This window comes from Pseudomonas sp. NPDC088429 (assembly GCF_044753305.1).
Classification (GTDB): domain Bacteria; phylum Pseudomonadota; class Gammaproteobacteria; order Pseudomonadales; family Pseudomonadaceae; genus Aquipseudomonas; species Aquipseudomonas rustica.
This window is the reverse complement of record NZ_JBIVMX010000044.1, coordinates 1-14,864: the sequence shown is the minus strand read 5'-3', so window position 1 is coordinate 14,864 and position 14,864 is coordinate 1. Positions and strand designations below refer to the sequence as shown.

Sequence of the window (14,864 nt, the reverse complement as noted above, 5' to 3'; positions counted from 1 at the left end):
TCTTAGGAACTTTCCAAAAAACCGCAACTTGCATGCGATTAATCTGCAAGTCATGCAAATTGCATGAATCCGGAAATTTATGTTTTTGCTAAGCTATTGATTTATAAGGGTTTTATGTCGTCGAAAAAGTTGGCACAGCGTTCGCAATGTATATGGCAACCCTGCTGACAAGACACGCAGCAGACTTTCCAGAAAAACAGGAGTTACTCGTATGAAGAAGTTCGCTATCACTGCCGCTGCTGCTACCGCGCTGACCCTGACCATGGCTTCCGGCGCATTCGCCCAAACCACTCAGACTGCTCCAATGACTTTGGCTGCTGGTGAAGTTACCCAAGCTAAAGAAGCTACTTCCGATACCTGGATCACCACCAAAGTCAAAAGCGACCTGGTTACCGAAAAAGGCATCCCAGGCACTGACATCAAAGTAGAAACCAACAAAGGCGTCGTTTCGCTGTCGTCGACTGTAGCTGTGACTGAATCGCAGAAAGCTACCGCTGTTGCGATCACCAAGAAAATCAAAGGCGTCAAAGCGGTCTCCGCTGACGGCCTGAAAGCCGAGTAAGGCTAAGGCTTCTCGCCTGAACCGGGAGAAGACGCGACAGGCGGGCCGAGCAATACGTCTGCCGCACCTTTAGAGTTCATGCGAACGGCCACACGGATGTGGTCATTACGGGCCCCGACACTTGTGTCGGGGCCCGTTCTATTTCAGGCGCAAAAAAAGATCGCAGCCTTCGGCAGCTCCTACTTTGGAATGCATTTCCCTGTAGGAGCTGCCGAAGGCTGCGATCTTTTGATGTGTTTTAGTTACCGCGTTTGCTGGTGATCTGCCGCAGGCGGTTGCCTTCAAAGCGCAGGTATTGGTACATGCCGTTGTTCGGCCCGTACGTCCATTCCTCGACCTGAAACTCTTCACGCCGATTGGCGCTGCGCTTGTAACCCAGCGGATCGCGACCAACCGGTTCGCCGCACTTCTGCAGCACTTCGCTGGCGCGGTCGCCGAGGCTGACCAACTGGCTGCCGCAGCGCAACGTATCCGACGCCCAGACGTGGCTGGCAGCCAGCGTCAAGGCGATCGCCGCCAGCCACTTGCCTGTCATTATTCGGCGTCCAGATGCAGCGGTGTGATCACCCGACCATCGCTTTCAGCCTGACCGAGATTGGCGTCGATGAAGTACACGCGGTCATCGGCCAGTTGGCCTTTGTCGACCAGATAATCCTTGATGCTGCTGGCGCGATCCTGACCCAACTGACGCAGCAACACGTCGCTGCCACTCCAGAACTTGATCACGCCTTCGCGCATTTTCGCCGTGCGTTCTTCCTTGCCCAGATCCTTCCACTCAGCCGGCGGCTGGGTTTTCAGACGGGTGCGATAAATGCCTTCGAGCAGCGGGCCTTTTTCGCCTTCCGGCACTTCGATCAAAGATGCTTGAGCCGGGACTTTATCGCCACGGCGCTGGAGCATTTTGTAGTAGTTGTACTGATATTCACGTTCCAGACGCTGTTCGGCGATCAGCGGGCCATCGCTGCTTTGCGCGGCGGTGCCTTCGATTTCCAGACGCAGGGCAGGGCGTTCTTTCAGCGCTTGCGACAGTTTCACCAGCGCGCCTTCGGCGTCTTTGCTCAACTCACTGGAGCCCGGCGCGAACGACACGGTGCCAAGGTCTTCGGAACCGCCACCGCTGACCAAACCGCCAATCAGCTTGAACGGCGCCGCTGCGGCTTTGACGATCAGGTTGCGCAGGGTCTGCCAGACAATCGGCATCACGCTGAATTGCGGGTTGTTGAGGTCGCCGGTCACCGGCAATTCGATGGAGATTTTGCCGTCGACGTCCTTGAGCAGCGCGATCGCCAGTTTCAGCGGCAGGCTCACGGCATCCGGGCTGTCGACCTTCTCACCGAGCTGCAATTGTTCGACCACCACTTTGTTCTCGGCTTTCAGTTGGCCTTTGGTGATCAAGTAATGCAGGTCGAGATTGAGTCGGCCCTTGCGGATCCGGTAACCGGCGAACTTGCCGGAATACGGCGTCAGCGTGGTCAGCTCGACGCGTTTGAAACTGGTGGCGATGTCGAGGCTGGCCATCGGGTCGAAGGGATTGACCGCGCCCTTGATGGTCACCGGTGCATAGCGGTCGACCTTGCCCTTGATGTCGACGCTGGCCGGTTTCGCCTGACGGCTGTCGATGGTGCCGATCTGACCGTTCAGTTGTTGGATCGCAGTGGCGAAATTAGGCGTCAGGCTGAAGTCGGCGAAGTTGGCCGAGCCGTCATTGATCGCAATGCCGCCGATATGGATGCCCAGCGGCTTGTCCTTGCTGGCCGGTTTCGCCGCAGTGGATTTCGCGCCACTGTCGGCCGGTTGCGGGATCAGCAGATCGTCGATGTTGGTGGTGCGATCATCGTTGATCATGAAGCGCGCGTACGGCTGGAACAGGTTGACCTTGTCGATCGACAGGCTGTCGCCGTGCTGATAATTCAGGCCTTCGACCACCACTTGCTGCCACTTGAGGAAGTCGCGGGTTTTCAGGGTGTCGAGGGTGTGCAGTTGATCGATCTGCGCGCGGCCGGTCACGCTGAGGGCCAGCGGCTCGGTGCTCTTGAGGTTGACCTTGAGGTCACTGCCGAGCATGCCGCTGCGCAGTTCCAGACGAATAAACGGGTTGATGTAGGACTGTGCGACACGCAGGTCGATGTCCTGGGTTTTCACATTGAGCTGGGCGTTGACCGGCGCCAGATTGACCGTGCCATCGGCGCTGAGCTTGCCTGATTTGCCGACGCCGCTATCGAGTTTGACCTTGAAGGGCGAGCCGTTGAGGCTGTCGAAATCCTGCAGATCAATGTTCAGCGGCGTGATATCCAGCGCCACCGCAGGCGTGGCGGAACGGTCGGCGAGGTGAACGGTGTAGTCGCGCAGTTGCACGTCTTTGAGCAGCACTTGCCATGGCTTGCTTGGCGCCGTCGGTTCAGCTTTCGGCGAATCGGCAGCGGCCGGTGTGCTGGCCGGTTCGGCGGCGGCTTTGGCGGCGGGTTTTGACGGTTGGCTGGCGAACAGTTTTTGCCAGTCGAGCTGGCCGTCAGCTTCGAGAGCGGCCCAGGTTTCCAGTTTCTGGCTGCGGATCTTGCCGACCACCACGTGTTGCTTGGCCAGATCGATGCTGGTGTCGCTGACGTCGAGGCGCTCAAGCTTGGCCAGCGGGCGGCCATCCGGAGCGCTGATCGCGAACGGCGCGATGCTGACGTTGACGTTGTTCAGCAGCAGTTCGGTTTCTTTCGACAGGTTGAGTTTGTATTCGGTGCTGAGGCTGACCACGCCGTCGTTGAGTACCAAAGGCACCGAGTCACGCACGTAAGGCCAGAAGGCTTTCATCTTGCCGTCGGTGACTTTCAGGGTGCCTTCGGAGGTGAACGGGATCAGGCTGAAATTGCCGCTCCAGTCGATTCGTCCGCCGGCCGGGCCGATCGCGACGAGGGTCATGTCGGCGCTGTCTTCGGGCAGGGTGCTGAGGTTTTTCAGTTCGAAGCTGAGGTCGTCGTAAAGGAATTCGATCGGCTCGCTCGGACGCACGTCCTGAAAGTGCACGACGCCGCTGGCCAGTTTGATGTTGTCGATGCGCAGCGGGAACGGTTTGGCGTCGGGATCGGCCGGAACCGGTTCGCTGGCCGGCACGTTGAACAGGCCAAGCAGATTGAGCTTGCCGTCTTTGGCGAAGAGGATTTCGGTCTTCGGCTTGTCCAGTTCGATGTTCGCCAGATGCAGGGCTTTGGTCCACAGACTGTCGATTTGCAGGTCGGCGTACAGGCGTTCGAAGCCCACCTGCTCTTTGCCCGGTTCACCAATAACCAGGCCCCACAAGGTGACCTCAAGGCTGAACGGGTTGAGTTCGATGCGCTGGATATGCGCCGGCACCGTGGCGTAATTGGCCAGTTGCTGGTTGGCCACTCGCAGGGCAATGCCCGGCAAAATCAGAAACCCCAGCAGGCTGTAGAGGGCCAGCGCAGTCAACAAGGCGCCAATCGCGCGAATCAATCCTTTGGTCATGTGCGGCTTCATCTGTCTGAATCGAAGTGCCTTGGAGTATGGCACGCGAATCTGGTTCCGAAGTACATCGCATGGGTCAGGATTGTTCAGATTTGTCTGGAAATATGCACGACTGTGTAGGAGCTGCCGAAGGCTGCGATCTTTTGATCTTGTTTTAAAAAAAGACAAAATCAAAAGATCGCAGCCTTCGGCAGCTCCTACAGGGATCTTCTTATAGCTGCAGGATCAGGGTTTTCAGTGGCGGTTGCTGATCCATGGACGGGAAGTCTGCACCCGGGGTCATCACGCTCCACTCACGCACCGGGGGGCCGGCCTTTTCGGCGCAGCGCAGGACTTGTTCGCGCCAGTCGTCCATGCTGACTTTCGCCAGATTGTTGCAGCAAATGAGTACGCCGTTGTCGGCGGTGGTCAGCAGCGCGGGTTTCAGCAGGCTTTGATAATCGCGCAGCAGGTCAACGGTGCCGAACGCGCTCTTGGCCCAGGCCGGCGGATCGAGCAGTACCAGATCGTACTGACGCTGTTCGAGGCGCTGGTAGCTTGGCAGTTTCTGCCCGCGACGCTGGCTGATCGGCAGGCCGGCGAGTTGGCGGATGGCCGGGAAATAATCCGACTGAATGAATTCCATCTCCGGCAACTGTGGATTGAGCAGACCGTTTTCGCGACCGACCGCCAAGTTACCTTCGGCGAAATCCAGATTGCACACTTCACGGGCGCCACCGGCTGCGGCACTGAGGCCGACGCCGCAGGTGTAGGCGAACAGGTTGAGCACGGATTTGCCTTTGGCGTGCTCCTTGACCCAGCCACGCGTGTTGCGCAGGTCGAGGAACAGCAGCGGATCCTGCCCGGCGTGACGTCCGCGCACGCGGTAATTGAGGCCCCATTCGTGACCGACCAGATCAACCAGTGCGGCGTCTTCGGCTTTGTAGACGCTGTCTTCACGGTCGATGCGCGAGTTGCCACGGGAGCGGTCGTTGTAGACCAGCAGGGTTTCCAGGCCCAGGGTTTGATTGACCATCGCGTGCAGTTGCAGCAGGTCATCGCGCTCCAGCGTCTGGTGAAAACTCTGCACCAGCAGTTGCGGGCCATAGCGGTCGATGGTCAGACCGCCGGCGCCTTCCTGGCTGCCGTGGAACAGCCGATAGCAATCGGTGCCCTGGCTGTGCAGCACAGCGAGCAAGTCCTGGCGTTGATCGAGGGCGGCGCGCAGCGCCTGATTCAAGGAAGACATGCATGCGCCTTGCTGGAGAGAATTGGGGCGCGGGAGTTTAACAGTTACTGAGCTGCAAGCTCCAAGCTTCAAGCTTCAAGCTCAAAACTTGCAGCTCTGAGCGTCAGCTCAGCCCCATCCTGCGTTTCGCTCGTTGCACCGAGCCATTGCGCATGGCCCAGCGCAGCATCGGTGCGCTGCGTTTGACGCTGGCGCGAATCAACTGGCGTTGCAGCGAACTCTGCCGCACCTCGAGCATGTCGCTGGCCCAGTCCGGCAAAAGATCAATGCCCGCCTTCATCATCAGATCGCCAAACGGTCGCGCCAGAACACTCGGCGCCGGTGCGGCCAGCAGCAAACGTAAAACCTCGCGGCTGCGCTCATCGCACAGCAATTGCGGGCGCAGGCGTTGCAGATAATCGGCCACGGCCTGCCGCGACTTTGGCACATCGCGTGCGCCTAGGCGTTCGGCGACCACGGCGATCTCGGCGTAATAACGATCCTGATCAGCCAGCGACAATTGCGGATTGCGATAGCGCAAATGCGCCGCCAGAAAGTTGCTGACCTCGGCCACATGCACCCACGTCAGCAAGTCCGGATCACTGGCCGCATAAGGCCGGCCGTCCGGTGCGGTGCCCACCACTTGCAGGTGAATGGTGCGGACTTTCTCGATCAACCAGTCGGCATCCCGCCGCGAGCCAAACGTGGTGCCGGAGACAAACTGGCTGGTACGCCGCAAGCGCCCAAGCATGTCCTGACGAAAATTCGAATGATCCCAAACCCCGGCCAGCGCCAGCGGATGCAGGGCTTGCAGCAACAACGCGCTGATGCCGCCGATCAACATGCTGCTGAAATCGCCGTGCACCTGCCAACTGACCGAGTCGGGGCCGAACAGGCCGGGATCGCCCTTGGGGTTTTCCAGATCGAGCTGGCCGAGGGATAACCCGGTCAGGCTCATGAGTTGGTTTTCGATGCGACTGCGGATGAATTCCATGACCACTCAGTGAAGATGGGCGGGCGCGGCCGGTTGACCGCGCCCGACGTGTTACTGATTGAGGCGCTTGTCGATCAGGCCTTGCACCACGCTCGGGTCGGCCAGGGTCGAAGTGTCGCCGAGGCTGTCGAGTTCGTTGCAGGCGATCTTGCGCAGGATGCGGCGCATGATCTTGCCTGAGCGGGTTTTCGGCAAGGCCGGCGCCCACTGGATCAGATCCGGTTTGGCGAAGCTGCCGATTTCCTTGCTGACGTGGGCGAGCAATTCTTTCTTCAGTTCATCGTTGGGTTCAGTGCCGTTCATGGGCGTGACGAAGGCATAGATGCCCTGACCTTTGACGTCGTGCGGATAACCGACCACGGCGGCCTCGGCGATGCTGTCGTGCAACACCAAGGCACTTTCCACTTCAGCGGTGCCAATGCGGTGGCCGGACACATTGATCACGTCATCGATGCGGCCGGTGATCCAGTAATCGCCGTCCTCATCGCGTCGTGCGCCATCGCCGGTGAAGTAATAGCCGGGGTAGGGTTTGAAATAGGTGTCGACCATCCGTTGCGGGTCGCCATAGACGCTGCGAATCTGCGCCGGCCAACTCGATTTGATCGCCAGCACGCCGCTGCCGGCGCCTTGGATTTCCTTGCCTTGCTCGTCGAGCAACACCGGTTGCACGCCGAACATCGGCTGTGTGGCGCAGCCCGGTTTGATCCGCAGCGCACTGACCAACGGGCTGAGCATGATGCCGCCGGTTTCGGTCTGCCACCAGGTATCGACAATCGGGCAGCGCTGTTCGCCGACCACGTTGAAATACCATTCCCACGCTTCCGGGTTAATCGGCTCACCGACGCTGCCGAGTAATCTGAGGCTGGCGCGCGACGTTTCCTGCAACGGTTCGGCACCTTCGCGCATCAATGCGCGCAGGGCGGTGGGCGCGGTGTAGAAAATGTTGACCTTGTGTTTATCGATCACCTGCCAGAAACGTGAACTGCTCGGATAGCTCGGCACGCCTTCGAACATCAATGTGGTCGCACCGTTAGCCAACGGGCCGTAGACGATGTAGCTGTGGCCGGTCACCCAGCCGACGTCGGCGGTGCACCAGAACACTTCGCCGTCACGGTAATCGAGCACGTATTTGAAGGTCATCGCCGCTTGCAGCAAGTAGCCACCGGTGGTGTGCAGCACGCCTTTGGGTTTGCCGGTGCTGCCGGAGGTGTAGAGGATGAACAGCGGATCTTCGGCGTCCATCGGTTCCGGCGGACAATCGTCGCTGACGTCGCGCACGGCCTGGTGATACCAGAGGTCGCGACCTTCGACCCAGTCGACCTTGCCTTGAGAGCGTTCAACCACCACGACGGTGCTGACGTCCGGGCAACTTTGCAGGGCTTTGTCGACGTTCTGCTTCAGCGGCACAAACTTGCCACCGCGCACACCTTCGTCTGCGGTGATCACGGTGCGGCAGTCGGCATCGAGAATGCGGTCACGCAGGGAGTCGGGGGAGAAGCCACCAAACACCACCGAATGCACCGCGCCAATCCTCGTGCAGGCGAGCATCGCGTAAGCGGCTTCGGGGATCATCGGCATGTAAATGCACACCCGGTCGCCTTTTTTTACGCCACGGCTTTTCAGCACGTTGGCCAGGCGGCAGACATGGTGGTGAAGTTTTTTGTAAGTGATTTGTGCCGATTCGGCGGGGTCGTCACCTTCCCAGAGCAGGGCGGTTTGATCGCCGCCTTGTTCGAGATGGCGGTCGATGCAGTTGTAGCTGACGTTCAGTTGGCCCCCGGCAAACCAGGCGGCTTCACCGGTTTTCAGGTCACAGCGCTGAACGGTTTGCCACGGCGTGCTCCAGTCGAGGAAGCGCGTGGCTTGCTCGGCCCAGAAGGTGTCGGGGTGTTCAATGGATTCGCGGTACAGGCGCCGATAGTCATCCTGACTCAATTGCGCAGCCCGGCGGACGGCATCGGCTTTGGGGAACGTGCTGATATCGAACATGACGGTTCCTTATTCTTGTTGTGCGACAAGAGGGGAGCTGTACGACCCTCGTAGGAGCTGCCGAAGGCTGCGATCTTTTGATCTTGTTTTTTAAGGTCAAGATCAAAAGATCGCAGCCTTCGGCAGCTCCTACAGGGATCGTGTACGCCACCGATTCTGCGATTAGCCCGGTGCCGTGGAACTGTCGATGTTGCAAGCTGTAGGGGCAGGCAAACCGCCCCTTCAGCCTATCACCCGCGGTGACGACCGCGGAAGTAGTTGATCAGGCCTTGGGTGGACGGGTCGTCAGCGGTGGTTTCATCGCTGCCCACCAGACGGTTGTAAACGCCTTTGCCCAACTCCTTGCCCAACTCCACGCCCCACTGATCGAAGGCATTGATGCCCCAGACCACGCTCTGCACGAACACTTTGTGTTCATACATCGCCACCAATGCGCCGAGACGACGCGGGCTGATGCGTTCAACGACGAGGGTGTTGCTCGGACGGTTGCCCGGGATCACCTTGTGCGGTGCGAGTTTGTGCACTTGCTCTTCGCTCATGCCTTTTTCGCGCAACTCGGCTTCTGCTTCCGGCAAAGTCTTGCCGAGCATCAGCGCCTGGCTCTGCGACAGGCAGTTCGCGTACAGCCATTGATGGTGATCGGCGACCGGGTTGAAGCTGACGATCGGCACGATGAAGTCGGCCGGGATCAGTTGCGAACCTTGGTGCAGCAACTGGTGGTAAGCGTGCTGGCCGTTGCAGCCGACGCCGCCCCAGATCACCGGGCCAGTATCGGTCGACACCGGGGTGCCGTCCTGACGCACGCTCTTGCCATTGGATTCCATGTCCAGTTGTTGCAAGTGCTTGGTGATGTTGCGCAGGTAGTGGTCGTACGGCAGGATCGCGTGGCTTTGCGCGCCCCAGAAGTTGCCGTACCACACACCCAGCAAGCCCAACAGCACCGGCATGTTCTGCTCGAATGGCGCAGTCTGGAAATGCTGATCCATGGTGTAGGCACCGGACAGCAATTCCTTGAAGTTGGACATGCCGATCGCCAGCGCAATCGGCAAACCGATCGCCGACCACAGCGAGTAACGACCGCCAACCCAGTCCCACATCGGGAAGATGTTTTCTTCACGAATACCGAACGCCACAGCCGCGGCGTTGTTGCTCGAGACGGCGATGAAGTGGCGATACAGCTCGGCTTCCGAACCGCCCTGCGCCAGATACCAGGCACGTGCGGCCTGAGCGTTCTTCAGGGTTTCGAGGGTGTTGAAGGATTTCGACGAAACGATGAACAGCGTGGTCTCGGCGCGCAGTTTCTGCGTCAGCTCGTGGAATTCGCTGCCGTCAATGTTCGCCAGATAGTGGCAACGTACGCCTTTCTGCGCGTACGACAGCAGTGCTTCGGAGACCAGCTCAGGGCCGAGGAACGAGCCACCGATGCCGATGTTGACCACGTCAGTGATCGGCTTCTCGGTGTAACCGCGCCACAGACCGTCGTGGATGCGGCCCACGAGGTCGGTGATCTGGTTCAGTACTTTGTGGACTTCCGGCATCACGTTGACGCCGTTGACCGACAGCTTGTCGCCCACCGGGCGGCGCAGGGCGGTGTGCAGCGCCGGGCGGCCTTCGGAGGTGTTGACGATTTCGCCTTCGAACAGCGCTTTGATCGCGCCCTTCAGATCGACTTCATTGGCCAGACCCACGAGCAGATTGCGGGTCTCGGCGTTGATCAAATTCTTCGAATAATCGAGAAACAGGCCGCAGCTGCTGAGGGTGAACTGATTGAAGCGCTGCGGATCGGCGTTGAAGGCCTCGCGCATGCTGAAATCCTGCATGGCTTGGCGGTGATCTTTCAACGCTTGCCAGGCGGGCAGAGCGGTAACGTCTTGAGGAGTGAGGTAATACGCCATCGCTGCGGTTTTCCTTTTTACTTGAACGGCTTCTGAACACGGATCAGACCGGCGCGCCATGTTTGGGTGCGCGGTCAACTGCGTCTACACGATTTATCGACGCAGGGCGAATACAGTAAACCTCGCGCTGCGATCTGTCTTGACTTCTTCTGACCTGATCCCTGTACTTTTTTAACATTTAATACAGGGAGTGGCCGACAAACGGAGGGGAGGGCGAGGTCGGGCAAGCTGAACCTCCCGGGTTGGAATCGAACGGCGGGCAGTGTGCCCGAAGGCTCTGGGGGCGGCAATACAACGCAAAAGATCGCAGCCTTCGGCAGCTCCCACCGGGTTATGTAGGAGCTGCCGCAGGCTGCGATCTTTTGATTTTGCTGTTAAACCGGGGCGTCGAGATTCAGGTGCAGGTTGTCGATCAATCGCGTAGTACCGAGGAACGCGGCCAGCAGAATCACCAGATCACGGTCTTCAGTCGTCGCCGGACGCAACGTCAGCGCATGGCGGATTTCCAGGTAATCCGGACGCAGGCCCGCCGCTTCCAGCTGTTGCAGCTGGGCACTGATCAGCGCCGGGAAATCACGCTCGCCTTGCTTGATCGACTCGGCAATAGTGCTCAGCGTGCGATACACCACAGGGGCTACCGCGCGTTGTTCTTCATTAAGGAAGCCGTTGCGCGACGACAGCGCCAGACCGTCCGCAGCGCGTACGGTCGGTTCGCCGATGATCTGGATCGGCATGTTCAGGTCATGCACCAGCGCGCGGATCACCGCCAGTTGCTGGAAGTCCTTCTGACCGAAAATCGCCAGATCCGGCTGCACCATGTTGAACAGCTTGCTGACCACCGTCGCCACACCTTCAAAGTGTCCCGGACGGCTGGCGCCGCACAGGCCTTCGGACAGTTGCGGCACGCTGACCCGGGTCTGTCCGGCCATGCCGTCGGGGTACATTTCCTCAACGGTCGGCGCGAACAGCAGGGAGCAACCGGCTTCAAGCAGTTTTTCCTGATCCGCCGCCAGGGTGCGCGGGTACTTGTCGAGGTCTTCGCCGGCGCCGAATTGCAGCGGGTTGACGAAAATGCTCGCGACCACGAAGTCCACGCGTTGCGTGGCTTTGGTCACCAGGGCGACGTGGCCGCTGTGCAGGTTGCCCATGGTCGGCACGAAGCCGATGCGCTTGCCTTCACTGCGTGCGCGGGCGACGGCGGCGCGCAGTTCGCGTACGGTTTTTACGGTGTTCATGCAGAGAATCCGTGTTCGATGCCAGGGAACGTGGCAGCTTTGACTTCGCTAACGTAAGCCTTCAATGCGGACTGGATGTTGTCCTGGTCGTGCATGAAGTTTTTGACGAATTTCGGTACGCGGCCGGTGATCGACAGACCGAGCATGTCGTGCAGCACCAGCACCTGACCGTCGGTATCCGAACCGGCGCCGATGCCGATAACCGGAATCTTCACCGCTTGGGTGATTTCCGCAGCCAGTTCGCTTGGCACGCATTCGAGCAGCAGCATGGACGCGCCAGCCTGCTCCAGCGAGATCGCATCGGCACGCATCTGCCGCGCCTGGTTTTCGTTGCGGCCCTGCACTTTATAGCCACCAAGGATGTTCACCGCTTGCGGGGTCAGGCCCATGTGCGCGCACACCGGCACACCGCGTTCGGCGAGCAGACGAATCGACTCCGCCAGCCAAAGCTGACCTTCGACCTTGACCATGTGCGCACCGGCCTGCATCAGCATGGCGCTGTTCATCATGGTTTGTTCGAGGGTGGCGTTGGCCATGAACGGCAAGTCAGCCAGGATCAGGGCGTCGGTGTTACCGCGTTTGACGCACGCGGTGTGGTAGGCCATTTCTGCAGTGGTCACCGGCAAGGTGCTGTCGTGACCTTGCAGGACCATGCCGAGGGAGTCGCCCACCAGCAGCACTTCGACACCGGCCTCGTTGCAGGCGTGGGCGAAGGTCGCGTCATAGCAGGTCAGCATGGTGATCTTTTCACCTTTCTGCTTGAGGCTCTGGAGCGTGGTCAGGGTGATGGCTGGCATGTAAAAAATCCTCGTTCAGGCGCTCTGGAAACTACTGCGAGTAACGCGCGTGATTCTTCATTTACTCAGGCGCACGCTCTTTTGTCGTGCTTATAAGGCCTGGATTGCGCCCGTATGTGCCGGGTTGGCGGCAGCGGGACGCCTATAGTCGTGAGGAGAACCGAGGAAGTCAATTGCGTGTGTTACCGCATTGTTACGAGGCGAGTGTTACCGGCGTTACTGATGCGATTCAGCGGCGCGGCAGGCCTGATTCGAGGAATTTTTGTCCGACAATAAATCTGAATATAGAAGGCTATTCCCTGTAGGAGCTGCGGAACGCTGCGATCTTTTGATCTTGCTTTTGAAGATCAAAAGATCGCAGCCTCGTTTCACTCGACAGCTCCTACAGGGAGAGTTGTGTCAGGGGTGGGGCAGGCGTTCCAGGCCGATGAACGGGCAGGCGGCGAGCAGGTCGGCCAAGGTGCGGCCATCGGGCAGATGGAGATCCGCCGGCGCCAGTTCGGCGAGCGGATACAGCACGAACGCGCGTTCCTGAATCTGGTAATGCGGGACTTTCAGGCGTGGCTCGTCGATCAAGCGATCACCGAACAGCAGAATATCCAGATCCAGCGTACGCGGGCCCCAGCGTTCCAGACGTTCGCGGCCCTGATCATTCTCGATCGCTTGCAAGGCATCGAGCAACTGAATCGGGGAGAGCAAGCTGTCGAGCGCTGCAACCGCGTTGGTATATCGCGGTTGGCCCGGCAGCAATGAATCGCTTTGATAAAAGGCAGAAACGCCAGCGACCAGGGTTTGCGGCAATTGCCCCAGCGCCTCGACGGCGCTGCGCAATTGTTCGGCGGGGTCAGCGAGGTTGCTGCCCATGCCGATGTAGATGCGTGCCATGCTTTTACTCGCCGGTCGAAGCGCTCGGGGCGCCGGCGCGTTTGCGCTTGGAACCGCCGCTGCGGCGACGTTTGCGTGGTGCGCCGCTGGCGTCATCACCTTTGCCGCTGAGGTCGCGAATCATGTCGCGACGTTCGCTTTCGTTGGCGTCCTGATAATCCGTCCACCATTCGCCGAGGCCGTCAGTCTCTTCGCCGGCGCTTTCACGCAACAGCAGGAAGTCGTAACCGGCGCGGAAACGCGGATTGTCCAGCAACAGGTCGGCGCGTTTGCCGCTGCGGCGTGGCAAGCGTTCCTGCATGTCCCAGATCTCGCGGATCGGCATGGTGAAACGCTTTGGAATCGCGATGCGCTGGCACTGTTCGGCGATCAGCTCGTGGGCGCCTTCCTGCATCGCAGGGATTGGCGGCATGCCACGTTCTTGCAAGCGCAACACGCGGGCCGGCAAGGCTGGCCACAGCAGCGCGGCAAACAGGAACGCCGGGGTCACCGGTTTGTTCTGCTTGATGCGCAGGTCGGTGTTGGTCAGCGCTTCGCTGATCAGCGTGTGGGTGTATTCCGGGTTGTGTTCCAGTGCATCGGCACTGGCCGGGAACAGCGGGGCGAACAGTTGCAGATCGACCAGCATTTCGAAGGTGATCGCGCCGTGTCCCGAAAGGAACAGCTTGAGCACTTCTTCGAACAGACGCGCCGACGGGATCTCGCGCAGCATCGGCGCCAGCTCGCGGATCGGCTGCACGGTGTGCTTCTCGATGCCGAAGTTGAGCTTGGCGGCGAAACGCACGGCCCGCAGCATGCGCACCGGGTCTTCCTGATAACGCTGCTTCGGATCGCCGATCAGACGGATCAAGTGATTGCGGATGTCGTGTACGCCGTTGGCGTAATCGAGAATGCGCTCGCTGACCGGATCGTAATACAGGGCGTTGATGGTGAAGTCGCGGCGTTGCGCGTCTTCTTCCAGGGTGCCGTAAACGTTGTCGCGCAGAATCCGCCCGCTTTCGTTACGCGAGGACTGATTGCTGTCCTCGTCGTCTTCGTTGACCGGGTGATTGGCGCGGAAGGTCGCGACTTCGATGATTTCGCGACCGAAATGGATATGCACCAGTTTGAAGCGACGGCCAATGATCCGCGCGTTGCGGAATTCGGCGCGGACTTGCTCGGGCGTGGCGCTGGTGGCGACGTCGAAATCCTTGGGCGTGATGCCCAGCAGCATGTCACGCACGCAACCACCGACCAGATAAGCCTGGTAACCGGCACCTTGCAGGCGTTCGACAATATTCACCGCATAGCGGCTGAACTGCGTTTTCTGCAGCGAGTGTTGACCGCTGTTGAGCACTTCAGGGGTGCTACGGATGTGTTGCGTACGACGCACGGGAGTTCGGAATGACTGGAACAACTTCTTCAGCATGGGATGCACTGTTTGAAGGAATGTTCGGCCATACCAAAGAATGACCGCATGATGGGCGCAGATTCTAGCATTTAGTCGGGGGATGGTGTAGGACACGGCCGATTTGAGCTGCAAGCCGCAGGCTACAGGCATCGCGCGCGTTAAAAACAGGGGATTTTGCCGGGAGGGAGAAACTACAAGGGGAGCCGAAGCTCCCCAAGAAGTAGTTGCGTGCTCTTTTTATTATTGATTCGGGCTTCTTGTTTTTGTTGAGTGCCCTCGCCACGAAGCTTTTCCTTCGTGACCCTCCCAATCGGGAGCCAAGAGCAAACGGATTGCTTTGGTCGCTGAATTGCAGTGATCTTACGATCCAACCAGTACAGGCTCTGTCTTAGGTCAGTTTTTGTTGTTCTCGGCCTGGTCGTGGGGCAAGCCCCAA

General features: G+C 59.4%; 11 protein-coding genes. 1 reads left to right on the top strand and 10 read right to left on the bottom strand.

The window, feature by feature from the left end:
- The first annotated feature begins 211 nt into the window (after window positions 1–211).
- Window positions 212–562 carry a BON domain-containing protein gene (locus ACIP66_RS19805; protein ID WP_053123917.1) on the top strand — a complete coding sequence of 117 codons (351 nt, stop codon included), beginning with the start codon at window positions 212–214 and terminating at the stop codon, window positions 560–562.
- A 238-nt stretch (window positions 563–800) separates the two neighbouring features.
- On the opposite strand, the gene ACIP66_RS19800 is transcribed toward ACIP66_RS19805, so the two are convergent.
- From ACIP66_RS19800 to ACIP66_RS19755, 10 genes are all read right to left on the bottom strand, one after another.
- Window positions 801–1,097: a DUF2845 domain-containing protein gene (locus ACIP66_RS19800; RefSeq protein WP_159815142.1), complete on the bottom strand. Its 297-nt coding sequence runs from the start codon at window positions 1,095–1,097 to the stop codon at window positions 801–803.
- Entirely contained in the window at window positions 1,097–4,048 is a 2,952-nt protein-coding gene (locus ACIP66_RS19795) for a DUF748 domain-containing protein (RefSeq protein ID WP_400650194.1), read from the bottom strand. Before ACIP66_RS19795 ends, ACIP66_RS19800 begins: the two co-directional genes overlap by 1 nt.
- A gap of 199 nt (window positions 4,049–4,247) precedes the next feature.
- Complete coding sequence (locus ACIP66_RS19790; protein WP_400650191.1) at window positions 4,248–5,264, bottom strand: class I SAM-dependent rRNA methyltransferase; 1,017 nt, start codon at window positions 5,262–5,264, stop codon at window positions 4,248–4,250.
- Between the two features lie 103 nt (window positions 5,265–5,367).
- Window positions 5,368–6,237, bottom strand: a complete 870-nt coding sequence (locus tag ACIP66_RS19785) for an oxygenase MpaB family protein (RefSeq protein WP_053123908.1) — start codon at window positions 6,235–6,237, stop codon at window positions 5,368–5,370.
- 51 nt (window positions 6,238–6,288) lie between these two features.
- On the bottom strand, window positions 6,289–8,226 hold the full coding sequence (acs, locus tag ACIP66_RS19780; protein ID WP_400650188.1) for an acetate--CoA ligase: 1,938 nt from the start codon (window positions 8,224–8,226) through the stop codon (window positions 6,289–6,291).
- Window positions 8,227–8,456: 230 nt separating this feature from the next.
- The gene (gene pgi / locus ACIP66_RS19775; protein ID WP_053123903.1) at window positions 8,457–10,121 is read right to left on the bottom strand and encodes a glucose-6-phosphate isomerase; all 1,665 of its coding nucleotides are present in this window, start codon (window positions 10,119–10,121) and stop codon (window positions 8,457–8,459) included.
- A 374-nt stretch (window positions 10,122–10,495) separates the two neighbouring features.
- The gene (gene panC / locus ACIP66_RS19770) at window positions 10,496–11,356 is read right to left on the bottom strand and encodes a pantoate--beta-alanine ligase (RefSeq protein WP_400650185.1); all 861 of its coding nucleotides are present in this window, start codon (window positions 11,354–11,356) and stop codon (window positions 10,496–10,498) included.
- Window positions 11,353–12,153, bottom strand: coding sequence for a 3-methyl-2-oxobutanoate hydroxymethyltransferase (gene panB, locus ACIP66_RS19765; protein ID WP_053123900.1), 801 nt, complete (start codon window positions 12,151–12,153; stop codon window positions 11,353–11,355). The genes panC and panB overlap by 4 nt, the downstream gene beginning before the upstream one ends.
- Before the next feature lie 399 nt (window positions 12,154–12,552).
- Window positions 12,553–13,038, bottom strand: coding sequence for a 2-amino-4-hydroxy-6-hydroxymethyldihydropteridine diphosphokinase (gene folK / locus ACIP66_RS19760; protein ID WP_400650182.1), 486 nt, complete (start codon window positions 13,036–13,038; stop codon window positions 12,553–12,555).
- 4 nt (window positions 13,039–13,042) lie between these two features.
- Entirely contained in the window at window positions 13,043–14,446 is a 1,404-nt protein-coding gene (locus ACIP66_RS19755) for a polynucleotide adenylyltransferase PcnB (RefSeq protein ID WP_053123896.1), read from the bottom strand.
- Between the last annotated feature and the right edge of the window lie 418 nt (window positions 14,447–14,864).